This is a genomic window from Sphingomonas sp. GW821-FHT09E03, from assembly GCF_059416225.1.
In genome coordinates this window covers 58,295-80,889 of sequence record NZ_JBWKOS010000005.1, presented here as the reverse complement: position 1 = coordinate 80,889, position 22,595 = coordinate 58,295, and the positions used below count along the sequence as shown (strand labels likewise).

General features: G+C 67.5%; 13 protein-coding genes. 4 read left to right on the top strand and 9 right to left on the bottom strand.

Annotated features, from left to right (window positions below):
- The first annotated feature begins 78 nt into the window (after nucleotides 1–78).
- On the top strand, nucleotides 79–1,731 hold the full coding sequence (locus AC07M8_RS13140) for a DUF5597 domain-containing protein (protein WP_495174778.1): 1,653 nt from the start codon (nucleotides 79–81) through the stop codon (nucleotides 1,729–1,731).
- 8 nt (nucleotides 1,732–1,739) lie between these two features.
- Here the strand turns inward: AC07M8_RS13140 and AC07M8_RS13135 are convergent, their stop codons facing one another.
- Nucleotides 1,740–3,251: a tryptophan halogenase family protein gene (locus AC07M8_RS13135; RefSeq protein ID WP_495174777.1), complete on the bottom strand. Its 1,512-nt coding sequence runs from the start codon at nucleotides 3,249–3,251 to the stop codon at nucleotides 1,740–1,742.
- A gap of 251 nt (nucleotides 3,252–3,502) precedes the next feature.
- Here AC07M8_RS13135 and AC07M8_RS13130 point away from each other — a divergent pair, with 251 nt between their 5' ends.
- Nucleotides 3,503–6,484 (top strand): TonB-dependent receptor, encoded by a 2,982-nt coding sequence (locus AC07M8_RS13130; protein ID WP_495174776.1) that lies wholly within the window; start codon nucleotides 3,503–3,505, stop codon nucleotides 6,482–6,484.
- A 253-nt stretch (nucleotides 6,485–6,737) separates the two neighbouring features.
- On the opposite strand, the gene AC07M8_RS13125 is transcribed toward AC07M8_RS13130, so the two are convergent.
- The 8 genes from AC07M8_RS13125 to AC07M8_RS13090 all read right to left on the bottom strand — a co-directional run bounded on the left by AC07M8_RS13125 (nucleotide 6,738) and on the right by AC07M8_RS13090 (nucleotide 19,278).
- The gene (locus AC07M8_RS13125) at nucleotides 6,738–8,369 is read right to left on the bottom strand and encodes an alpha-L-fucosidase (RefSeq protein ID WP_495174775.1); all 1,632 of its coding nucleotides are present in this window, start codon (nucleotides 8,367–8,369) and stop codon (nucleotides 6,738–6,740) included.
- Nucleotides 8,370–8,371: 2 nt separating this feature from the next.
- Nucleotides 8,372–9,184, bottom strand: coding sequence for an SGNH/GDSL hydrolase family protein (locus tag AC07M8_RS13120; protein ID WP_495174774.1), 813 nt, complete (start codon nucleotides 9,182–9,184; stop codon nucleotides 8,372–8,374).
- A 106-nt stretch (nucleotides 9,185–9,290) separates the two neighbouring features.
- On the bottom strand, nucleotides 9,291–11,684 hold the full coding sequence (locus tag AC07M8_RS13115) for a hypothetical protein (RefSeq protein WP_495174773.1): 2,394 nt from the start codon (nucleotides 11,682–11,684) through the stop codon (nucleotides 9,291–9,293).
- Nucleotides 11,685–11,981: 297 nt separating this feature from the next.
- Nucleotides 11,982–14,330 carry a glycoside hydrolase family 31 protein gene (locus AC07M8_RS13110; RefSeq protein ID WP_495174772.1) on the bottom strand — a complete coding sequence of 783 codons (2,349 nt, stop codon included), beginning with the start codon at nucleotides 14,328–14,330 and terminating at the stop codon, nucleotides 11,982–11,984.
- A gap of 130 nt (nucleotides 14,331–14,460) precedes the next feature.
- Entirely contained in the window at nucleotides 14,461–15,303 is an 843-nt protein-coding gene (locus AC07M8_RS13105) for a GDSL-type esterase/lipase family protein (RefSeq protein ID WP_495174771.1), read from the bottom strand.
- Nucleotides 15,300–16,274, bottom strand: coding sequence for an alpha/beta hydrolase (locus AC07M8_RS13100; protein WP_495174770.1), 975 nt, complete (start codon nucleotides 16,272–16,274; stop codon nucleotides 15,300–15,302). The genes AC07M8_RS13105 and AC07M8_RS13100 overlap by 4 nt, the downstream gene beginning before the upstream one ends.
- Before the next feature lie 91 nt (nucleotides 16,275–16,365).
- Nucleotides 16,366–17,874, bottom strand: a complete 1,509-nt coding sequence (locus AC07M8_RS13095) for an alginate export family protein (protein ID WP_495174769.1) — start codon at nucleotides 17,872–17,874, stop codon at nucleotides 16,366–16,368.
- 66 nt (nucleotides 17,875–17,940) lie between these two features.
- On the bottom strand, nucleotides 17,941–19,278 hold the full coding sequence (locus AC07M8_RS13090; protein ID WP_495174768.1) for a dicarboxylate/amino acid:cation symporter: 1,338 nt from the start codon (nucleotides 19,276–19,278) through the stop codon (nucleotides 17,941–17,943).
- Between the two features lie 238 nt (nucleotides 19,279–19,516).
- Between AC07M8_RS13090 and AC07M8_RS13085 the strand changes: the two genes are divergently transcribed.
- Together AC07M8_RS13085 and AC07M8_RS13080 are read left to right on the top strand one after the other, a co-directional pair.
- Nucleotides 19,517–21,256, top strand: a complete 1,740-nt coding sequence (locus AC07M8_RS13085; RefSeq protein ID WP_495174767.1) for a sensor histidine kinase — start codon at nucleotides 19,517–19,519, stop codon at nucleotides 21,254–21,256.
- Nucleotides 21,253–22,557, top strand: coding sequence for a sigma-54-dependent transcriptional regulator (locus tag AC07M8_RS13080; RefSeq protein WP_495174766.1), 1,305 nt, complete (start codon nucleotides 21,253–21,255; stop codon nucleotides 22,555–22,557). Before AC07M8_RS13085 ends, AC07M8_RS13080 begins: the two co-directional genes overlap by 4 nt.
- Nucleotides 22,558–22,595: the final 38 nt, after the last annotated feature.

Sequence of the window (22,595 nt, the reverse complement as noted above, 5' to 3'; positions counted from 1 at the left end):
CCCTCGTCAAGTGACCGGGACCTTCAGCGAGGCGTCCCGGGTATCCAGAGCAAGCTGGACACGTCTGAGGGGATGATAATGATTCGATTGGCCACCCTGCTCGCGAGCACGCTGCTCGCCGCCGGCGGCGTTTCGCCCGCATACGCCCAGTCTGCCCCCGCACCGTCAACCGGCGCAGCGACGGCGGTGCCCCATATCGAGACGAAGAACGGCCGCCACGCGCTGATCGTGGACGGGGCCCCGTTCCTGGTGCTTGGGGCGCAGGTCAACAATTCGAGCAACTATGCCTCGGCGCTGCCGCAGGTCTGGCCGACGCTCGATCGGCTCCACGCCAATAGCGTCGAAATCCCGGTCGCCTGGCAGCAGATTGAGCCGCAGGAGGGCCAGTTCGACTTCTCCTTCGTCCAGACGCTGCTCGATGAGGCGCGCAGCCACGACAAGCGGCTGATCCTGCTGTGGTTCGGCACCTGGAAGAATACCGCGCCGGGCTACACCCCCGATTGGGTCAAGCTCGACAACAAGCGGTTCCCGCGGATGAAGGACAAGGCGGGCAAGGACCATTATGTCCACACCCCGCTGGCCCGGACCACGCTGGAGGCCGACAAGAAGGCATTTGTGGCGTTGATCGGCTACCTCAAGGCGCACGACCCGCAGAACACCGTGATCCTGGTCCAGCCCGAGAATGAGGTGGGCAGCTATCGCTCGCCGCGCGATTACAGCGCGGCCGCCAACACGCTGTTCGCCCAGACCATTCCCGCCGAGCTGGCGCGCAAGGTGGGCAAGAAGGGGACTTGGGCACAGGCCTTCGGTGGCCAAGCGGATCGCGCCTTCAACACCTGGTACACCGCGCGCTACGTCGGCGAGATCGCCGCGGCAGGCAAGGCGGTGAAGCCGATCCCGATGTACGTCAACGCCGCGCTCGCCGGCCCCTCCAACGTCCCCGATCCGACGGGCGTCGCCAGCGGCGGGCCGCAGCAGGATGTGCTCGACATCTGGAAGGCCGCAGCGCCGGCGCTCGATTTCGCCGCACCTGACATCTACGACAAGGTCAGCGCCAACGTCGTTCAGTATCTCGACAAGTACAACCGGCCTGACAATGCGCTGATGGTGCCCGAAATCGGCAATTCGCGCGAGTTCGCCCGCTTCTTCTATGGCGCGATGGGGCGCGGCGCGATCGGCTATTCGCCGTTCGGGATGGATGACACCGGCTTCTACAATTACCCGCTCGGCGCCCGCGACCTCAGCGACGAGACGATCGGCGGGCTTGCCAAATCCTATGCCGTGTTCGCCGGCATGGATCGTGCCTGGGCGAAGATCGCGTTCGAGCATCCCACCTGGGGCGCGTTCAAGCCCGACGATGGCGCCGCGCAATCGACCGTGATGGGCGACTGGACGATCACCGCCAACTGGGGCGAATGGCAGTTCGGCCAGAAGGACTGGACCTGGCTCAAGTCCGATCCGGCGCCCTGGGCGAGCCAGCCGGTCGGCGGCGTCACCGTCGCGCAGCTCTCGGCCAACGAATTCCTGTTCACCGGCGATCACGTCCGCGTCGCGTTCGGCACCCGCGCGGGCGGCCCCGCCAATGGCATGGTGGTGCGCGTCGAGGAAGGCCATTTCACCGATGGCCGCTGGGTGATGGACCGCATCTGGAACGGCGACCAGACCGACTATGGGATCAACCTGATCGATCGGCCGGTGCTGCTCAAGGTGACGATGGGGGCGTATCGGTAACGCGTTGGTCAGCCCGCCGCGGCGCAATGGGCGGCGATGAAGGCCTCGTGGGTCGGCATCGCCTCAACTGCCTTGGCAATGGCGCCGCGAATGCGGGGCAACAGGGTTGGCAGGCGCCCCGCCGCCAGTTGCGCCATCGGATCGGGGTGCTCGGGGCTAAGGCCCTGACCCTCCATCACCGCGATCCAGCTTGGTTCCAGGAACAGATCTAATGCTTCCGGAAAGAAACGCCCGTGGCTGCGGTAGAGCGCCAGGCGCGCGGCGAGCGTATCGGGGATCGCCATGGTCCGCACGTGATCCCAGAATGGCGAATCGGTGCGTTCGGTGACGTGATAATGGAGGATCAGAAAGTCGCGGATACGCTCATATTCCGCTGCCGTGGTGCGGTTGAAATAGTCGATGTCGGCGACGGCAAATCCGCGATCGGGAAATAACGCTAGCAGCCGAGTGACCGCCGACTGAACGAGATGAATGCTGGTTGATTCGAGCGGCTCAAGGAAACCGGCGGCAAGACCGATGGCGACGACGTTGCGATTCCATGCCTGCCGGCGCCGGCCTGCGGTGAAGCGCAGCATCCGTGGCTCGGCCAACGGCGTGCCCTGTGCCGTCGCGCGCAGCACGCGCTCGGCGTCGTCTGGGGTGGTAAAGGCGCTGGCGAAGACGTGGCCGTTGCCCATTCGATGCTGGAGTGGGATGCGCCATTGCCAGCCAGCGGTCTCGGCAATTGATCTGGTGAACGGCGGCGGCGCAGCATCACGCGTGGTCGGCATTGCCAGCGCGCGATCGCATGGCAGCCAATGGCTCCAGTCCTCGTAGCCGGTAGCAAGCGCACCCTCGATCAGCAGGCCCTGGAAGCCCGAGCAATCGATAAACAGGTCGGCGCCAAGCGTTCGGCCGTCTTCCAGCGTTACGTCGCGCACGCTACCATCGTCGGCTAGGCTCGTGCCAACGATGCGACCTTCCTGACGGATGACGCCGCCGATTTCGGCGCGGCTTCGGAGAAAGCGCGCATAGAGGCCGGCGTCGAAATGAAAGGCATAGGAGATGTTGGACAGGGTGTTGCGCGAATCCTCGCTCGGCCGGCAGAATTTGCCGGCTGCCGCCGCCATGGCCGGCAGGCTGTACGCACCGAGCGGCCCGGCAGCTTCGAGATCGACGGCCCGCAGCGCTTGCCAATAATGATGGAAGGGCAGCGGCCCGATGTCGGCACCGATGCGGCCGAACGGATGGAGATAGCGGTGGCCGACCGCGCGCCAGTTTTCAAAGGCGATGCCGAGCTTGAACGTCGCCTGGGTCGCGCGAACGAACGCATCCTCGTCGATCCCCAGCATCGCGTTCAGTTCGCGGATCGGTGGGATCGTTGCCTCACCGACGCCAACGGTGCCGATTTGATCTGACTCAACCAATGTTATCGATATGTTAGCGGCAGCAAGTGCACGGCTGAGCGCGGCGGCCGTCATCCAACCGGCGGTGCCGCCGCCGATGATGAGGATCGATCTGATTTGGGCGCCGTTAAACATTTGCATTAGGTCTCCGAGACATGCCGGGTCGCGAAGCACGTCATACGCAATTTGTTTGCAACCACTAGCGTCCATCTTGACGGCCGATCCGGTCCGCGGTAGCGATAACATCAAGACTGGCCCGTCTGCCATGCGGGAAGCGAAGGCCAGCTTGTGAAAGGGGAGGACCTGCGGCGCAACCGCTGCCGCGTCATTCCCTCATGGTTTTACAGCGCTCGGCTCTCGGATGAGCCGCAGCTTGGAGGGTTTCGATGCGTATTCGGTTCAACAGCAATGGTCAGCGCTCGCGCCTTTCCTGGCTTGCAGGGGCGTCGATCGTCGCAATTATCGCCACGGGTTCGGCTGCCCAAGCCCAAGACTCGACCGGCCCGGTCCAGGCCGAGGCGGCCAAGCCTGGTACTGGCGCGGCCGCCCAGTCGGCGACGTCGCCGACCGGTGCGCTCGGGACCCCCGTCAACGGCTCGCTGCCGCGCGACGCCAGCGGAACCCAGACCGCCATTCCCGCCGATCAGGCCGGCACTGTCGAGCAGGCCGATACCGCGGCGCAGGCCGATAGCGGCCCGGACATCGTTGTCACCGGCCTGCGCGCCAGCCTTGCGTCCGCGCAGGCGCTGAAGTTCAACTCCGACCAGTTCGTTGACTCAATCACGTCGACGGACATCGGCAAGCTCCCCGACAAGAACGTCGCCGAAGCGCTGCAGCGCGTCTCGGGCATCCAGATCAGCCGCAACTATGGCGAAGGTTCCGGCATCGCGATCCGTGGCCTTACGCAGGTCAAGACCGAGCTCAACGGCCGGGACGTGTTTGGCGGCAGCGGCGGTCGCTCGCTGAGCTTCGAGGACGTGCCTTCCGAACTGCTCGCCGGGGTCGACGTCTACAAGGATCCGTCGGCCAAGGAGATCGAGGGCGGTATCGGCGGCCTCGTCAACCTGCGCACCCGCATGCCGTTCGACGAGAAGGGCTTCGTGCTCTCTGCGAACATGGGCGCCAACTATTTCGACCTTGCCAAGGACGCGCGCTTCAACGGCTCGGTGCTGGTCAGCAAGACCTGGGAAAACACCGGGATTGGTGACTTCGGCTTCCTGGTTGACGCGTCCTATTATGAGAGCTCGTTCCGCCGTGATCAGGCGACAATCGAGCCCTATGTTCCCGTCACCAACATTCCCGGTTACGCCGGCCAGACCCTGTCGATGCCGGATGGCGCCGGTATCCAGGTGACCGAGGGCAGCCGCAAGCGCCGTGGTCTCTACGCGGCCGCGCAGTGGGAACCGGCAAGCAACCTGCAGTTCTACGGCACCTTCTTCCAGTCGCGCTACAAGTTGTACACCCCTAACTATTCGAGCTTCGTGACCAACAGCACGAGCACCGATTACCTCAACAACTTCCAGCCCAACGCCAGCGGCTTCAACTTCGACTCAAGCGGCAACTTCGTCTCCGGTGGCTTCAACGGCTTCACGCCGGCCTATTCGGTGCCGCCGTACGTCAACACCGCTCTCAACGTGCAGGACAACACCCAGGTCGCGTTCTCGACCACGACCACGACCGATTGGGCTGGCGGCGCCAAGTGGCAGCCTACCGATCGCCTGCATGTCAACCTCGACCTGCAGTATGAGCGCGCAACCGCCAAGGTCGCCAGCTATACGGCCTTTGCGCAAAAGGATCTGGCGGGCTACTCGATCGATCTCAGCGGCGATCTGCCCGCGATCAGCTTCCAGCCTGCGCCGGGCACCTCGCTGACTGATCTTGCGGGCTATCGCGCCACCGCACTGATGGACCATTTCGAGGACAGCGTCGCGACTCAGAAGGCAGCGCGGCTCGACCTCGAGTGGGATTTCGACGACGATAGCTTCCTGACCTCGATCCAAGGCGGTCTGCGTTACACTGACCGCGACGCGGTCAATCGCAGCACGCCGTACAACTGGACGGCGGTGACGGCTGGCACGACGCTTAACAGCGCAAGCGTTCCCGGGTTGCTCAGCCCGTACAGCACGCTGTTCGGCGGCGACGGCGCCAACATTATCGGGCAGGTGCCGTACATCTCGGCCAACCTGTTCGACAATGCGGCGGCGGCCTTCCAGTCGTTAACCGGGCGCGGACTGTCCACCTTCAGTGATCAGGACATCAACACGCAGCGTGAGAAGACTTACGCAGGCTATCTGGCGGCTTACTTCAAGTTTAAGGCGGGGCTACCGATTGACGGCAACGTCGCGCTGCGCGTGGTCAAGACCGATAATGACGCAAGCGGTTCGGTGCGCCTGACGTATCGGACGGATCTGCTGGCGGCGACCGGCACGACCACCACCGACTCACCTTATTCTGCGAGCCAGTCGTACACGAAGGTTCTGCCGAGCATCAATTTGCGCGCGCACGTCACCGACCGCCTGCAGCTTCGCGCTGCGGCGTCGGAGGGGCTGGCACGGCCGGACTTCTCGCAGCTCAACGCCAACCGCACGTTGGGTATTGGTTATAACGCGATCCTGGGTCCGGACGGTACGACCACGATCGGTTATGCGCCGAGCAACAACAACACCGGTACCGGCGGTAACCCGCTGCTGAAGCCGTTGACCACTGACCAGGCGGACGTCGCGCTTGAGTGGAACGCGTCGCGGACCACCTTCCTGTACGGCACGCTGTTCTACAAGAAGCTGAAGAACTTCACTTTCCAGACGACGCGCAATGAGACCTATGCGGTGCCGGGGCAGGCTGATCAGACCTTCCTCGTCACGGAATATGTCAACGGCACACGCGGCACGGTGAAGGGCGCTGAAGTCGGCGGCAACACCTTCTTCGACTTCCTGCCGGGACCCCTGTCGGGCCTCGGCGCGCAGGCCAACGTTACCTATGTCGACAGCAGCGCACCCGGCGCGAGCGGCACGCTGCAGAACGGCCAGACCGTGCCGACGCAGCTCCAGGGCTTGTCCAAGTGGAGCTACAACCTCGTTGGTCTTTACGAGAAGTACGGCCTGAGCGCTCGCGTTGCCTACAATTGGCGCAGCAGCTATCTCGCCGACAGCGCCGGCAATGGCACGGGCGGCATCCCGATCTACAACCGTGCCTACGGTCAGCTCGACGCCTCGATCGGCTTCAACTTCACCCCGAAGGTGTCGGTTACCGTCGATGCTATTAACCTGACCAAATCGCGGTATGACAGCTACCAATATTACGCGACCAATCCGCGTAACTATGAGCTGAACGACCGCCGCTTCGGCATCTCCTTCCGCATGCGCAACTGATCCGTCCGCGGCGGCTCAACGGCTGCCGCGGACCACAACGTTCCTCCCCTGATCGCCTCGGATGATCGGCTTCGGCCGGTGATCCGGGGCGACTTTTTGTTTATCGCGGCGCAAGCTGGTCTTGTGAGGCGAGCGCGGGGCAGGAGCCGTGAGAGATCCCAGCTTGCGCTGGGATGACGGCGTGATCGTAGACGGTGCAGAAAAATAAGGGGGGCGAGACTTGCCGGCGTGGCCGCGCTCGCGCCCCGCCCGCTCAGACGAGCCCGCGACCCTCGATCTTGAGCACCGGCACGAAGCCGGACGCCGTCGTGCCCGGCATCGCGACATGCAGCGCTGCGCCGTCACGGCGGTGCGGCAGCGTGCCGCCGCCGAGTAGCGTCACCCGCTCGATCCCCGCGTCCTTGAGGCGATCAAGGCCTAGCGTCTTGATCGCGACATCCCCGCGCGGCGGGCTGAGGAAGAAGGCGTAGAGCGCGCCCTTGTTGGTGGTGAAGCGCACGTCCTGCGCGGTGAAGGCGCCGGCCGTCTGCTCGTTCTGCATGCCGACCTGGAGCTTGGTTGGCCCCTCGCCATAGGCGCGCCACGGCCGCGAGCCGAACACGGCCTCGTCGTTGATCGCCATCCAGGCGGTCATGCCGTCGAGGATCTTTTCCTCCTCGCTGTCGATCGAGCCGTCGCCGGGCTGCGGCACCGAGAGCAGCAGATTACCGTTCTTGCTGATCACGTCGGCGAGCCGCTGGATCACCTGCTCGGCAGTCTTGTAGCTTTTGTCGTTGAGCCGGGCGACGTTGTAGAACCAATCGCCAAGGCAGGTGTCGGTCTGCCACGGCTCGTCCCACAGATGATCGGTGAAGCCGCGTTCGACATCCTGGACGATGCCGAAGCGCTGGTTGGGCTTCAACTGCTTGCCGGTGAGGACGACGTCGATCTTGCCGTGCCACTGGATCGACCGGTTGTAGTAATCCGCCGCGGCCTGCAGACCGACCGGGCCGAACGGCAGGCCGTAATCGTCGAAATAGCAGATGTCGGGCTTGTACTTTTCCATCAGGTCGATCTGGCGGAGGAGCCATTTGGTGACATAGCCGGGATCGTTCGGCGGCGGGGTCTCGACCCACTGGCCGTCGTTGGCGTCATGCCATTTGTTCATGCCGGCGATGCTGTCGATGCCGTTCGGCATCACCGCGTGGCCGCCGGTGTAGAGCTGCTGCGGGTCGAGCCCCTCCCACCATTGGCCCTTGCCGTCGGCCTTGCGCAGCCGGAACGCGTCGTAGCGCTGGCCCTTGTGCTCGCCGACCGGATCATAGCCATAAGCGGGCTGGTACCAATGCCAGCTGTGCGCGGCATGATTGGACACGCCGAACTTGAGCCCCGCGCGGCGCGCGGCCTGTTCCCAGGTGCCGACGATGTCCTTCTTGGGCCCCACCCGCAGCGAGTTCCAGGCGTGGTAGCGGCTGTCGTAGCAGTCGAGATTGTCGTGGTGGCAGGCGAGCGACATGAAATATTTGGCGCCGGCCTTCTGGTAGCGCGCGATCAGCGCGTCCGGGTCCCAGCGCGCCGCGGTCCAGCGGTTCTGGACCTCCATCATCCCCGACACGGTCGGATGACCGTAGGTCTTGAGGTGATGCTCGTACATCGGGTGGCCCTGCATGTACATGAAGCGGCCGTACCAGTCGCCCTGCTCGGGGACCGACTGCGGCCCCCAATGCGACCACAGGCCGAGCTTGGCATTGCGGAACCACTCGGGATAGCGATAGTGGTCGACCAGCGATTCCCAGGTCGGCTTCACCGGCCCGGCAGCGACGCCCATCGGGCTTTGCGCCAGCGCGCGGCTGGCGACGCCGGTCGCGGCGATGCCGGCGAGCAGCGAGCGGCGGTTGACGTCCATGGTCACTTGGCTCCCAGGGTTTGACGGATCGCGGCGAGCGCCAGCGGCTTCATGATCGCATAGCCGGCGGCGGTCGGATGAACCCCGTCGCTCGACAGCCCGGGCTTCATCCCGCCCTCGGGCGTCGCCAGCGCGGCATGATAGTCAACGAAGGTGAAGTGGTTCTGCGCAGCATAGTGGCGCAGCCAGCCGTTGAGCGCGACGATCTGCGGGCTCGGCTGCTTGCCGGGGCTCCACGGGAAGGCGGCGGCCGGCGGGGTGGAGGCGATGATCACCTTGATGCCATGGGCACGGGCGAGTTCCGCCATGGTCGCGATGTTGCCCTCGACGATCTCCATCGTCGAGGCACCGGTGTTGCCGGCGACATCATTGGTCGCGGCCATGATGTGGACCGCCTTGGGCTTCAGCGCGAGCACGTCCTCGCGGAAGCGGACCAGCATCTGCGGCGTGGTCTGGCCGCTGATGCCGCGATCGACCAGCCCGCCGACGAACATGGTCTTGTCGAGGTTGATCCAATTGTCGGTGATCGAGTCACCCATGAACACCACACGCACCGGTTCGCCCGATGCCCTGAGCTGCTGGTTCAGCGCGTGGTAGCGGCAGATCTGGCCAAAATCGCGGGTCAGCATGTGGAGGTTCCACGCCTGCCAGCCGGGGCCGTCGGTGGGCGCCGGGTGGGCGGGGCAGGGATCGGCGACGATGCCGACCGGGTCGCCTACATGCGGGTCGCCCGGCACCTTGGTCTGTGCGGCGGCCCCCGCGGCCGCCGTCATCGCGCCGAGCAGCAGCGTCGTGGCCAGGGCAATGCGGTTCATCGAGAATCTCTCCTGCTGGGCGGCGTACCTGTGGAGCCTGAAAAGAAGAGCCGCCCGGTAACGCTACCAGCCCGTGTCTATCGCGCCCGCCGGCTTGCGCAAGCGCTCAGCGTGACGAGGCGACCGTGACGATCGCCCCCGGCGCATCACGCAGCGATATCGAGAGGCCGCCGCCGCCGGGTCGCGGCACCGCCAGCGACGAGCCGGTGAATCCCTGCGGCACCTCCACCCGGGCTGGCGGCGTCGCCGCGTTGCTGACGGCGGCAGCGAGGAAGAGCCGGGTGCCACTGAGCGTGCAGGGCTTGTCACCACCCGGACAGGCTAGGTCGTCGATCACCGGCAGCCGCACCAGCGTCGCCAGCGGCTGCCAGTCGCCGCTCGTGCCGTTCTGGATCACACGCCAGCGCAGCGGGCCGTAGGCCGCCGGGCCCAGCGCGGTACCCAGCGTGATCGTGGCGACCACCACATGCGAGTCCTGCAGTGCCACGCCGTCGGCCATGGTGAGCAGCTTGCCGGCGCTGCCGTCGGCAGTCGCGACCTCCACCTGGGTCGCGGCGGAGAAGCTGGTCGGTTCGGTCGCGCGCAGCGAGAAGGACAGGCGCGCATCGGCCGCCACGTAGCTGTCGCCGACCAGGCGCAGGCGGATCGGCCCGGTGGACGACGGCGCTTCCGCGCTATGGCCCATCAGCGTCGCGACCGGGCGCGACGCATCGATCGTCATCTTGACCGGCGCGGTGCGGCCATCGGCGAAGCTCAGCTTGCCGGTGACCGCCTGGCCGGGTTGCCAGTTGCCCGCGGCGGTGGCCGTCAGCATCAGGTGATCGCCGTCGCTGCCATGGGTGAAGGCGCCGGGGCGAAAGGCGGTGCCGTCCACCGTCAGCCCGGTGACCTGGTCGAGCCGCGCGCCGGTCAGCTCGCCGCCGGCGTCGCCGGCGTGGAGCGCAAAGCCGTCGATCCGGCTGACCTCGGCATAGCTGCGCAACGTCACGTTGGTCGGCTGCGCGGCGCCGGCCTGGCTGACCTGCAGCGTTACCTCGCCGGGCCGCGCCTTGGTGAGCGGCAGGGTCACGGTCAGCCGTCCGTTCTGGCGCTGGAACGCCACCGGTTGCGGGGCACCGCCGCTGCCGAGGCGCATCGTGACGCCGTCGACGCACGACGGCGCGGTGCCCTCGAGCTCAATGGCATTGTCGCGGCCGATCACCAGCGTCGCCGGATCGTCGCCGGCGGTCCGCCAGGTCGCGTCGGAGGCGCTCTCGAGGCGAAACTTGGGGCCGTCGAACGGCTGGAATCCCCAGGCACCGTGGAGCGTGCCGTCCGCCACCCCGGCGAGGCGGAGCTTGTCCAGTGCTCCCGGTGCGGCGACATAGCCGCCCTGTTCGGGATCGGCAGTCAGCGGGATCTCGGCATCGGGGCCGTCCTTGGTGGCGACGCGCAGCGCCATGGTCCGGGCGAAGCCGGTGGAATAGATCAGCGGCGCGCCCTCCACCGGCAGGGTGAAGCCGGGGCGGCTGACGCACACCGCGGCATTGCCATCGGTCGGCTTGAGCGGCGGCAGGTGCGGCGGCTCGACTGGCGGCAGCGCGGTGACGAGCACCGATTGCGGCTTGCGAAACGACGGCGCGGCGTTGAGCAGCAGCGCCAGCGCGTCGCCGCGGTACAGCGCCAGCGCCGGGATGTATTGGAGCTGCGCGCTCTGGAAGGCGCCGAGCAGCCGCGCGACATCGCGAACCACGCCGATATAGGGGCTGTAATAGCCATAGCCGCCCTGCGGCGTGGCGCTGAGCTGCAGCGCAATGTCGGTCGGCGTGCCCGCCAGCGTCTCGGCGATCGACGAGCTGTGGCTGTCGGCGAGCACCAGTGCGTCATGGTTCTGGGTGAGGCACGCGGCCTGGAGATCGGTCGGCTTGAGCAGGCAGCTCTGGTCGATCTTGATCTGGAGGCTGCGCGCGAGCAGCGGCGACACCCGCTCGAGCTGCGCGGGGTCGCTCGCCTCGCGACGATGGATGCCATCGAGGAAGGCATCGAGCCGCGAGCGATCGAGCGCCGCCTGGGTGAGATCCTGCGAGGCGCGCACGAAAGTGCCTGGCTTGCCGCGCACCGCGCCGATCACGGCATCCACCCCGCCGCCGGTGTCGGGGACGAGGAACACGATCGCCTGCTGGGCGCCATCGGGCACGGTGAGGCTCAGCGTGTTGCGCTTCTTCTTCCAGGTCTCGGCCTTGAAGAACCAGTTCTTGGGCGGCGGATTGGTGGCGCCGCGCATGAACGCGGTGACCAGCACGTAATGAGCGGCCTGGTCGGGCGGCAGCGCCGCGGCGATCTGTAGCTTGTCGCCGCTCGCGAGGTTGGGCACCGCCGAGATCGGCAGCGTCGCGCTGCCGCGGGTGACGCTGATCTTGAGGCTGGGGCCGGTGAGATCGAACGGCGCCGGATCGGCGGCGGCGGCAGCGGGTAGCAGCACGGCGCCGAGGGCGCAGGCGCGAAGCAATCGGTTGGTCATCGGCAGGCGCAACTCTCCAGCGTCGGCGCCTGTTGCACATGGCAGGCGGCCGCCGTCAATTGCGGGAGGCCGTCACGAGGGTGTCATCCGGGTGCAAACTTCCATCTTCCACACGGGGGTGACGAACTCCCCCCTCGTCATCCCAGCGAAAGCTGGAATCTCCCTGAGGCGCGCTGCCCGCCCGCCAACCGCGAGCCCCCAGCTTTCGCTGGGGTGACGGGATGGGGGGCGGGGTGCCGGTGAGGGCCGGTGGAGCCAGGGTGCCGTGAAGCGAGCGATCACCTGTGACAGGCGCGCCTACTTTGCGCCCGTCACCCGTACCAACCCGCCAACATCCTGGCCGGTCGGCAGCTTGCCAGCGGCGGTGAGGCGGCCGGCGCGGTCGTCCCAGTGCAGCACCGCCTTGGTGCCGTTCTTGGCGGTCTTGTAGCCATTGGTGACGCCGTCGTCGTCGTACAGCGTGAAGCTCGCATCGGCGCCAGGATAGACGCGAATGCTCTCGAGCGCCTGCTTGGTCGCGGTGCTCGGCACCTGGACGCCCATCGGGATGATCGATCCGGCGCGGACAAACAGCGGGATCTTGTCGATCGGCGCCGCGGCGGTGACCGTCTGGCCGCCGGTATAGCGCTGATTGGTCCAGTAATCATACCAGTCGGCGCCGGCGGGGAGGTAGACCGGTCGGCTGGTCTGGCCCTGCTCGGTGACCGGCGCGACGAGGAAGGCCGGGCCGAACATATATTCGTCGCCGAGCGTCGCCGCCCTGGGATCGTTCGGGAAATCCATGAACAGCGCGCGCATGAACGGTGCGCCGCTCTCATAGGTATGGCGCCCGAGCGAGTAGATATACGGCATCAGCGCGTAGCGCAGCTTGAGGAAGTTCGCGAGGACGGGCTCCGCCGCGGTGCCATATTGCCACAGCGCGGTGCCGGGGCGCTGGCCGTGGATGCGCAGCGTCGGCGTGAACACGCTATAGCCGAACCAGCGGGTAAACAGCTCGGGGTAATCGGCGTAATCGGGCGCCATCGCCGTCGCACCGGCTGGATCGAGCAGCAACGGCTGCTGGGCTTTCGGCCCATGCGGATATTGCCAGCCGCCGATGTCGCTGCCCCAATAGGCCATGCCGGTGGCGGTGAAGCCAAGGCCGGTCGGGATCTGGCGGCGATAGGCTTCCCAGGTCGCCTGGATATCCGACGACCAGAACAAGGCGCCGTTGCGCTGCACGCCGAGATAGGCCGCGCGCGACAGGATCAGGTTGCGCATCGTCGGCCGGTCCTTGGCCGATCCTTCCGCGACGCTGTCAGTGTGGAGCAGCGGGAAGACGTTGTGGAAGCGGTCACCCGAGCCGATCGAGTAGAAGCTGCCGTCGGGCACCAGATCCGGCTCGGTCTCATCGAGCCAGAACCAGTCGAAGCCTTCGCTGGCGATGTTGTCGCGGATATGATCCCAGAACCAGTGGCGGGCATCGGGGTTGGTGCTGTCGATCAGCGCGCCGGCGCGGTCGGAGCGGATCGGCAGGCCGTCGACGACATTGCCGTCCTTGTCCTTGAGCAGCCAGCCCTTGCTCGCCAGCGTGTTGAAGTAGCGCGACTCTTTTTCGAACCGCGGCCAGACGCTGATGATCGAGTGCATGCCCATGCCATGCAGCTTGTCGTTCATGCCCTTGGGATCGGGGAAATAGGTGCGATCGATGTCGAGCTGGCCCATCCGGCTCCAGTAGAACCAGTCGAGCACCATCACGTCGAGCGGCAGGCCGCGGCTGCGATAGCCGTCGGCAATGTCGAGCAGCTCCTTCTGCGTCTCGTAGCGCGCCTTGCTCTGGATGAGGCCGAACGCCGCCTTGGGCGGCAACGGGGTGGTGCCGGTCAGCCGCGCATAGCCGGCGTAAAGATCGTCGGTGGTCTTGCCGGTGATGACGAAGAACGACACGCGCTCGCCGACATTGGACTGCCAATGGGTCGAATTGTGCAGCCCGGGCGAGACGGTGGTCGCCGAGGCATTGTCCCAGACGATGCCATAGCCCTTGTTGGTGACCATGAACGGCACGCACACGGTTTCGCCGGCGGGTGCATCGTAATTGTGGCGGCAGTCGATGGTGCGGCCCTTGAGGTCGAGCACGCCCTCCTGATTCTGGCCGAGCCCGAAATAATGCTCGTCCGGCTGCACCGCGAAGCTCGCGCCAACGCGGAAGGTGTTCTCGCCGTTCACGACGTGCGGCGACATTTCCCACCCGGTCATCTCGGCGATCGGCTTGCCCGCCGCATCGGCGACGCTCAGCGACACCGGCGGCAGCGACGGCGCGAAATAACGCTCCATCTGGGTCGGCGCCTTGGGCCAGGGCTGTGCGTTGACGGTGAGGGTCAGGCCCGACGAGGCGAACACGTCGCCACTGGCATCGGTGCGATGGGTCCAGCCGGTGGCGTCGGGCTTGGCGTTGGGGCCTTCGCCGGGGGGCGCATCGACCTGCTTGCGATCGACCGCGATGGTGACCCGGACGATGTTGGGCGCATAGGGCTCGACCGAGACAAGGCTGCCGTTGCGGTTGAGCGTGGCGAGCGGATCGGCCTGTGCGGCACCCGCGAAGGCGACCAGCGAGACGCCGGCGGCCAGCGTGTGCAGCAGCGGGGCAAAGCGGGATCGAACGGTCATGCAGGCTCCTCTTGGTCGGCGCGCGACGGGGCGGAGGCGCGAGGCGCTGTGCATCTTTCTCTCCCCCGACACGGCTCTGTTCTTACGATACCGCTACCATAGCGGCGGTAGGGCGGGTCGGCTAGCGTCGTTATGTTGCTGGTTTGCCGGACCGCTTCGACGCCGGCTGAGCCTGCAGCGCCCGCTCGATCGCGGCCTCGGCCACGGGTGCCATCCGGGCGTAGCCGGCGGCAAGGGGGTGCACGCCGTCGTCGCTGAGGCCGCGTTCGAGCAGCCCCGATTGGTCCACCAGCCGAGCATGATAATCGGCATAGGCATAGCCGCGGCGGGCGCAGAACGCCCGCAGCCAGGCGTTGAGCGCGCGCAGCTCCGCCGGCTTGCGCTCGACGAGCACGTCCTTGGCCTTGTCGGTGTAATTGTTGACCGGGAGCAGCGAGGCGAACACCACCTTGATGCCATGACGGTCGGCGAGATCGGCCATCGCCTCCCAGTTGGTCTCGATCTGCTCGGGCGTTTCCTGCTGCAGGAAGCCCTGGACGTCGTTGATCCCGGCAAGGATCACCACCACGCGCGGCTGCAGCCCGACGACATCCTGATGGAAGCGCAGCACCATCTGCGCGGTGACCTGGCTGCCGATACCGCGGTTGACGTAGGGCTTGCCGGGGAAGCTCGCCGCCAGGTCCCAGCGGTCGGTGATCGAATCGCCGAGGAAGACGACGCGGCGTTCGCCGGGGCGGGGCGGCGGCAATGCCCGATCCGCCTCGGCATAGATGTAGCGCTCGCCGAAATCCTGCATCAGGCTCGGCACCAGCTTGGCGCGGAACGGCCCAAGCCACGGGCCCCAGTCCTTGTCCTGCACCACCCGGCGCTCGGGCGAGCTCTGGTAGACGGTCGGCGCTGGCGTGTTCGCCGCGTGCTGGGCACCGGCGGCGCTGCCGGCGCCCAGCAGCACCGCCAGCAGCGCGCGCTTCATGCGAACACGCCCTTGCGCACGGCATAGCCGTGGAACAGGTCGGGCCAGGCGGAGGTGGTCACGCTCTTGGGCGGGCGGACGCCGAAGCCATGGCCGCTCTCGTCGAACACGTGCAGCGCCGCCGGGCGCTGGGCGGCAAGCAGCGCGGTATAGAGCGCGATGCTGTTGGCCACCGGCACCAGCCCGTCGTCGCCCGAGTGGACCAGGAAGGTGGGGGGCGTCGCCGCCGTGACCCGCGTCTCCACCGACGCCGCCTGGCGCAACGCCGCCGGCGCGTTCTGCCCCAGCAGCATGTCGCGCGAGCCGCCATGGGTAAAGGGCGCCGCCATGCTCACGACCGGATAGATCAGCCCGGCAAGGTCGGGGCGCGCCGACAAGGTGTCGGCCTTGTCCACCGGCGCATAAACCGGTTCGGCGAACCGCGTCGCCAGCGATCCGGCGAGATGGCCACCCGCCGAGAAGCCGAGGATCGCGACCCGCGCCGGATCGACACCGAACTGGCCCGCGCGCGACCGGATCACCCGCATCGCCCGCTGGGCGTCCTGCAGCGGCACCAGCTCGCGCTTGTCCCAGCCCTCGCCCGGCAGACGATACAGCAGGATGAACGCGGTAATGCCGCGGGCGTTGAGCCAGGCGGCCTGGTCGACGCCCTCATTGTCATAGGACAGGAAGCCGTAGCCGCCGCCGGGCATGATCAGCACCGCCGCGCCATTGGGGCGGGCAGGGCGCTTCACCACCAGCATCGGCTGCGCGATGCCGGTGACGAACCGATCGTGGCGGGCCGGATCGTGCGATTGATCGTCGGCCTTGCGGACGATCCTGGCGTGGCGATCGCCCGGGATCGCGCCCGGCCACAGCGGCACCGTCTCGTCCGCTACCCCGACCTGCGCCGCGGCGGTCGTGCCGAGCAGCGTCAACGAGGCCGTCGCCCCGGCGATCAACGATCGCCGACTGATATCAATAGTGTCCACCCGCTGCTCCTGCGATCCGCTCCCGAGCGCGAGGCTGTGGCACAGCAGGCGGCGGTGCGACAAGCCGCGCCGATCGCACCGGCGCTTCGGCTCAGAAGCGGAAACTCACCCAGCCGGCGAGAAAGTCGGAGCTCGCATAGCCGGCGCGGGTCAGCGACGGGCCGGCGGCGAGGTGCTCGTAGCGGCCGGTGAACGACAGGCGCGGGCTGTACGAATAGACCAGCTGCAACCGCGCGACATCGGCGATCTTGCTCGCGGCCACGTTCTGCGTGCCGGCGAATGCCGATCCGTTAGCCCGGTACACCGCGTCGCGAACGTCGTCGCGCCAGGCGAGCTGATATTCACCGGTGATGCGCAGCTTCTTGTGCGGCGAGAAGGTGACGTTCGGTGCCAGCGCGACCAGGTTGGTCGGGGTGAGGAACAGCGCATAGCTGTAGTAGATGTTGTTGCCGAACGGCGCGAAGCTGTTGCGCAGCGTGCCGCCGGTGTAGCTGCCGCCGCCGCTGGCGTAATCGGCATGGAAGCCGATCCGGGGCGCGGTGCTGCTGGCGCCGAGCCGCCAGGTCTGCGCCATCAGCACCTGCCAGGCATCGATCTTCTGGCCGTTGAAGGTGCCGCCCTGGTGATTGACCGTCCAGTCGAGCGTCACCCGGTCGACATCGCCCCACAGCCGCGCACCGTAATAATCGCGCACCTCGCGGCCGCTCGTCGCGCCCCACGTCGTGTGGGTCGAGCGGAGCCGCCACACGAACGGGTCGAGGTAGAGCTTCGATGTGCCGAACCAGTCCGTCGGCACCACCACGCCGGCGGTGACGCCGGAAAAGCGGTGACCGTGGTCGGTGACATCGTCACTCGGACCACCGGTGCCGAAGGTGGTGTATCTGAGGTCGAACACATCGGCGCGCAGCGTCTTGCCACGCGCCCAGCCGCGCAGGCCGTTGAGCACGAAGCGAATGGTGTTGTTGTCGCGCTGCGAGGTGAGCAGGTTGGAGCCATCGGTGAACTCCTGCCGGCCGTAGCGCACGCCGAACTCGACGCCCGCGACCGTCGCGTCGCCTTCGACGAACGCCTGCTGGACGACGAGGCCGTTCTCGAGGTTGGCCGCAGGCGTGCCGATGTTCTGGCCCGAGATGCCGGCATGGGCGACCTCGCCATAGGCCCGAAGATGCGGCCCGACATGAAGATCGGCGCCGGCGACGAGGCGGTTGATGTCCTGCCGCTGTGCCTCGCTCGTGCGCAAATTGGGGTTGGTGACCTCGTTGACGCGCAGCCGCAGCTCGCCCGACAGCGTCAGATAGACGTCGCCGTCGCTATCGAGGGGGAGGAACTTGAGCCGGTCGAGCGGATCGTCGCGCTTGGCGGGATCGGCATAGCGGCGCCAGTCTTCCGCCCAGCGCGACAGATTGTAGCCGCCGGTGCCGGTGCCGTCACCGGCGGCGGCAGACGGGTAGGCGCTGACGGTCGGCTCGGCCGGGTTGCGGCTCTGGCCGGATTCGGCCGGCGATGGGGTGGTGGGCAGCGTCGTCTGCGCGGTCGCGGACGCCGCGAACAGGGCGAGCGGCAGGGTGGCGACGCCGGCGGCGCGCAACAGATCGGTCATGGGGTGCCTCCTGGCAGCAGGGTGGCGGCGCGGATCGGCGCCGGCCGGTCAGCTCATTGCGTCAGCTCATTCGGCGGGAATGGCCTCGGGGCGCAGCTGATCGACCCGCGGCGTCTCGCCGCGCAGTGCCGCGTTGAACCGATCCTGGTCGAGCGCGCCTTCCCAGCGTGACACCACCACGGTGGCGACGGCGTTGCCGATGAAGTTGGTGAGGCTGCGGCACTCGCTCATGAAGCGATCGACGCCGAGGATCAGCGCCATGCCCGCGACAGGCACCGAGGGGACGATCGACAGCGTCGCCGCCAGGGTGATGAAACCGGCGCCGGTAACTCCCGCCGCGCCCTTGGAGGAGAGCATGGCGACGCCGAGCAGCAGTAATTGCTGGCCAAGCGTGAGGTCGACGTTGCACGCCTGGGCGATGAACAGCGCCGCCAGCGTCATGTAGATGTTGGTGCCGTCGAGGTTGAACGAATAGCCGGTCGGTACGACCAGCCCGACGATCGACTTGGGACAGCCGGCGCGCTCCATCTTCTCGATCAGCGAAGGCAGGGCGCTTTCCGACGACGAGGTACCGAGCACCAGCAGCAGTTCGGTCTTGAGGTAGCGGATCAGCGCCAGGATCGAGAAGCCGCTGAGCTTGGCGACGGTGCCGAGCACCAGCAGCACGAAGATGATCGAGGTGAGATAGAAGGTGCCGACCAGCGCGGCGAGATTGGCCAGAGTGCCGACGCCGTACTTGCCGATGGTAAAGGCCATCGCGCCGAACGCGCCAACGGGGGCTACCTTCATCACGATCGCGACCAGCTTGAAGAAGGCGGTGGACGCCTGCTCGAGCAGATCGAGCACGCCCTGGCCGCGATCGCCGACCAGCGCGAGGCTGACGCCAAACAGGATCGCGACGAACAGCGTCTGGAGGATGTTGCCCGCAGTCAGCGCCGACAGGAAGGTGTCGGGGATGATCCCGGTGAGGAAGCCGGTCAGCGTCGTCTCATGCGCCTTCTCGGCGAACTCGGCGACCTTGGTGGTGTCGAGCGATGCCGGATCGATGTTGAGCCCGGCGCCGGGCCGGATCACATTGGCGACGATCAGGCCGACGATCAGCGCCAGCGTCGAGAAGAAGAAGAAATAGACGAACGCCTTGCCGGCGACGCGGCCCACCGAGCCGAGATCGCGCATGCCGGCGATGCCGGTGACGATGGTGAGGAAGATCACCGGCGCGATCACCATCTTGACGAGCTTGATGAAGGCATCGCCGATCGGCTTCATCGCCTCCCCGGTAGCGGGGTAGAAATGGCCGAGCAGCACGCCGGCGACGATTGCCACCAGCACCTGCGCGTAGAGATGGCGATACCAGGGCGGCGACACGGGGGTCGGCTGGTCGCTGGCGGGAACGGCGATGGTCATCCTGGGCCTTTCATCCTCGATCACGGCACAGTTCGTTCTTGATGACGGTATGTGCAGGATCAATGGTTTCGTCTGTTACGGCTTGTCATGCAAGCAATCCGGCATATGATGTAAAATCCTGCAACCACAGCATGATAGCGGTCTTGTTTGCCATCGCATTAGGAGCCTGGCCGCAGCTCCGGATCAGTAAATGTGCAAGATCTTGCACAGGGTAGCGATGCCGGCTAGCGGCTTGGGTATGCACGGCGTGTGGATCAGGCGGTGGTGGCGGGAGGCGGTGCTGGCGCTGGCGCTGGCCGGGATTGCTGCGACACTGGCGGGCAGGATCGCCGAGGATCGCGCGCTCAGCCGGTTTGAGGCCGCGGTGCGCATCGATGCCCGGCTGCGCGAGGCGCTGCTGACCAGCGAGATCGCGCGGTTCAGGCTGCTGCCGTTGGCGCTCGCCGCCGATCGCGACCTTGATGGCGCCCTGGCCGGCGCCGTGCCGGCGCGGCGCGCGCTCAACCAGCGGCTGGAAACGCTGGCAAGCACCACCGGCGCCGCCGCCATCTATGTGATCGGTGCCGACGGCCGCGCGATTGCCGCGAGCAACTGGCGTACCGCGCACAGCTTTGTCGGCATGGACTACCGCTTCCGGCGCTATTTCCGCGAGGCGACGCTCGATGCGCTGGCGACGCAGTTCGCGATGGGCACGGTCAGCCACAAGCCCGGCCTCTATCTCAGCCGCCGCACCCCGCGCGGCGGCGTGATCGTGGTCAAGCTCGAGTTCGACCAAGTCGAGCGGCAGTGGCGCGGCGCCGGCGGCATCACCTTCGCCGACGACGATCACGGCGTGATACTGGTGACGAGCCGGCCCGACTGGCGGTTCCGCGTTACCCGGCCGCTCGGCCCGATAGCGTCGGCGCGGTTCCGCGCCGAGATCCAGTCGGGCGAGGAGTCGCTCGCGATCCTGCCGTGGGCGGCCGCCGCGCGCGCGACGGGAGAGGCGCGGGTGACGGTGCCCGGCCAGGCGGGACGCCTGCTCTGGGTGCGATTGCCGCCGTCGCCGAACGGGTGGCAGCTCAACCTGCTGCGCGGCACCACCACCGCAGTCGACGATGTGGTGCGGCTTGCCGAGCTTGGCGCCGCGCTCGCCATGCTCGCCCTTTGTGGTGCGACGCTGGGGCTGCGTGCCCGCAGCCGCCGCCAAGCGGCGCGTACCCACGAGCTCGAGGCGGCGGTTGCCACCCGCACCGCCGAACTGCGCCGCGAGATCGACGAGCGCATCGCCTCCGATGCCCGCGCCGACCTGCTGCGCGAAGGATTGCGCCAGGCCAACCGGCTGGCGACCCTGGGGCAGGTCACGGCGAGCGTCGCGCACGAGACCGCGCAGCCGGTCGCCGCGATCCGCACTTATGCCGCCAACGGCGAGCGGCTGCTCGAACGCGGCGATGCCGAGCAGGTCCGCGGCAATCTCCAGGCGATCGGCCGGCTCGCCAGCCGCATCGGCGAGGTGACGGCGGCGCTGCGGGGGTTCGCGCGCAAGGGCACCGGCGCGATCGGCCCGATGCCGCTGGCCGAGGCGGTGGACGGGGCGCGGCTGATCCTCAAGGAGCGGCTGTCGAGCGTCGCCTTCACCGCCGCGCCGATCCCGCCGGATCTGCTGGTGCTCGCCGGCAAGGTGCGGCTGGAGCAGGTGCTGGTCAATCTGCTGCAGAATGCGATCGAGGCGCTGGAAGGGCGTGCCGAGCCGCAGCTGGCGCTGACGCTCGACATCGAGGAAGACACCGTCCGCGTCGACATCGCCGACAATGGTCCGGGGGTCGATCCGGGGATCGCCGCGCGGATCTTTACGCCGTTCGTCACCAGCCGCGCCGCCGGACTCGGGCTCGGGCTGGTGATCGCGCTCGACATCATGACCGACATGGGCGGCACGCTGCGGCTGCTGCCGTCGACGCAGGGCGCCTGCTTCCAGATCGAGTTGAAGAAAGCCGGATGAGCGAAACGCCCCCCCTGGTCGCCCTGGTGGACGACGATGCCGACATCCGCGGCTCGATCGCGCAGATGCTCGGCCTTGCCGGCTATCGGGTGACCGAGCATGCCGACGCCGCCGCGGCGCTGGCGGCGTTGGATGACGGCTTTGCCGGCGTGGTGGTTAGCGACGTCGCGATGCCCGGCATGTCCGGCGTCGAACTGTTCCGGCGGCTTCACGCGCGCGATGCCGATCTGCCGGTGCTGCTGATCACCGGCCATGGCGACGTTGCGATGGCGGTGGATGCGCTGAAGGCCGGCGCCTGGGATTTCATCACCAAGCCGTTCGACCCGGACGCGCTGCTCGCCGCGGTCGGTCGGGCCAGCGCGCACCGTGGGTTGGTGTTGGACAATCGGCGCCTTCGCGCGCTGGCAGCAGCACCGGATGGCTCGCCGCTGGTTGGCCGATCGCCCGCGATCGTCCAGCTGCGCGACACGGTCGCGCTGCTCGCCGATGCCGACATCGACGTGCTGATCGAGGGTGAGACGGGCACCGGCAAGGAGTTGCTCGCGCGGCTGATCCACCGCGGCGGCGCCCGCGCGCGGCATCGCTTCGCCACCGTCGCCTGCGCGGCAATGCCGGATGCGCTGATCGAGCCCGAACTGATCGGCAGCACCATCGCGGCGGCGGCGCGCGGCACCCTGTTCCTCGACGACGTCGATCGCGCCTCGCCGGCGCTGCAGGCGCGGCTCGCGCAATTCGCCGAGGAGCGGACGGTCCCGGGCCTTGCCGCCGGCGGCGATCCGTCGCCGGTTGACGTGCGGCTCGTCGCTACCGCCGGCGAGCAGGCCGAGGCGGCGATCGATCCGGCCCTATACTATCGCCTGTCCGCAGTGCGGCTGCGGGTACCGCCGCTGCGCGAGCGGCTGGACGACGTGCCGCTGCTGTTCGCGCATCTGCTCGATCTCGCCGCGTCGCGCCTACGCCGGCCGCTGCCCGATCTCACCCCCGCGGTTCGCCGGCGGCTGGTGGAGCATCGCTGGCCCGGCAACGTCCGCGAGCTCGCGCATTTCGCCGATCAGGTGATGATCGGCCTCGCTCCCGAGCCTGCCGGAGAGCAGGCGGCTGACACGCTGCCCGATCGCGTCGCCGCTTTCGAGCGCCAGGCGATCGTCGAGGCGGTGCTCGCGGCGAAGGGCGATGCGGGCGCGGCGATGCAGGCGCTCGGGCTGCCGCGCAAGACCTTCTACTATAAGGTTCAGCGCCACGGCATCGACCTTACCGGGCTGCGTCGAGCGGGGGCGGAACGAGAGGATGGGGTGGAATAGGCTGCCCGTCGTCGTCTCGCCGGATGCGAGGATCTCTG

Excerpts from the sequence above, each read along its gene's own strand:
- AC07M8_RS13090 (WP_495174768.1), bottom strand. The coding sequence starts at position 19,278 with ATGACCATCGCCGTTCCCGCCAGCGACCAGCCGACCCCCGTGTCGCCG.
- AC07M8_RS13105 (WP_495174771.1), bottom strand. The coding sequence starts at position 15,303 with ATGAAGCGCGCGCTGCTGGCGGTGCTGCTGGGCGCCGGCAGCGCCGCC.
- AC07M8_RS13115 (WP_495174773.1), bottom strand. The coding sequence starts at position 11,684 with ATGACCAACCGATTGCTTCGCGCCTGCGCCCTCGGCGCCGTGCTGCTA.
- AC07M8_RS13140 (WP_495174778.1), top strand. The coding sequence starts at position 79 with ATGATTCGATTGGCCACCCTGCTCGCGAGCACGCTGCTCGCCGCCGGC.
- AC07M8_RS13085 (WP_495174767.1), top strand. The coding sequence starts at position 19,517 with ATGCACGGCGTGTGGATCAGGCGGTGGTGGCGGGAGGCGGTGCTGGCG.
- AC07M8_RS13135 (WP_495174777.1), bottom strand. The coding sequence starts at position 3,251 with ATGTTTAACGGCGCCCAAATCAGATCGATCCTCATCATCGGCGGCGGC.
- AC07M8_RS13110 (WP_495174772.1), bottom strand. The coding sequence starts at position 14,330 with ATGACCGTTCGATCCCGCTTTGCCCCGCTGCTGCACACGCTGGCCGCC.
- AC07M8_RS13130 (WP_495174776.1), top strand. The coding sequence starts at position 3,503 with ATGCGTATTCGGTTCAACAGCAATGGTCAGCGCTCGCGCCTTTCCTGG.
- AC07M8_RS13080 (WP_495174766.1), top strand. The coding sequence starts at position 21,253 with ATGAGCGAAACGCCCCCCCTGGTCGCCCTGGTGGACGACGATGCCGAC.
- AC07M8_RS13125 (WP_495174775.1), bottom strand. The coding sequence starts at position 8,369 with ATGGACGTCAACCGCCGCTCGCTGCTCGCCGGCATCGCCGCGACCGGC.
- AC07M8_RS13120 (WP_495174774.1), bottom strand. The coding sequence starts at position 9,184 with ATGAACCGCATTGCCCTGGCCACGACGCTGCTGCTCGGCGCGATGACG.
- AC07M8_RS13095 (WP_495174769.1), bottom strand. The coding sequence starts at position 17,874 with ATGACCGATCTGTTGCGCGCCGCCGGCGTCGCCACCCTGCCGCTCGCC.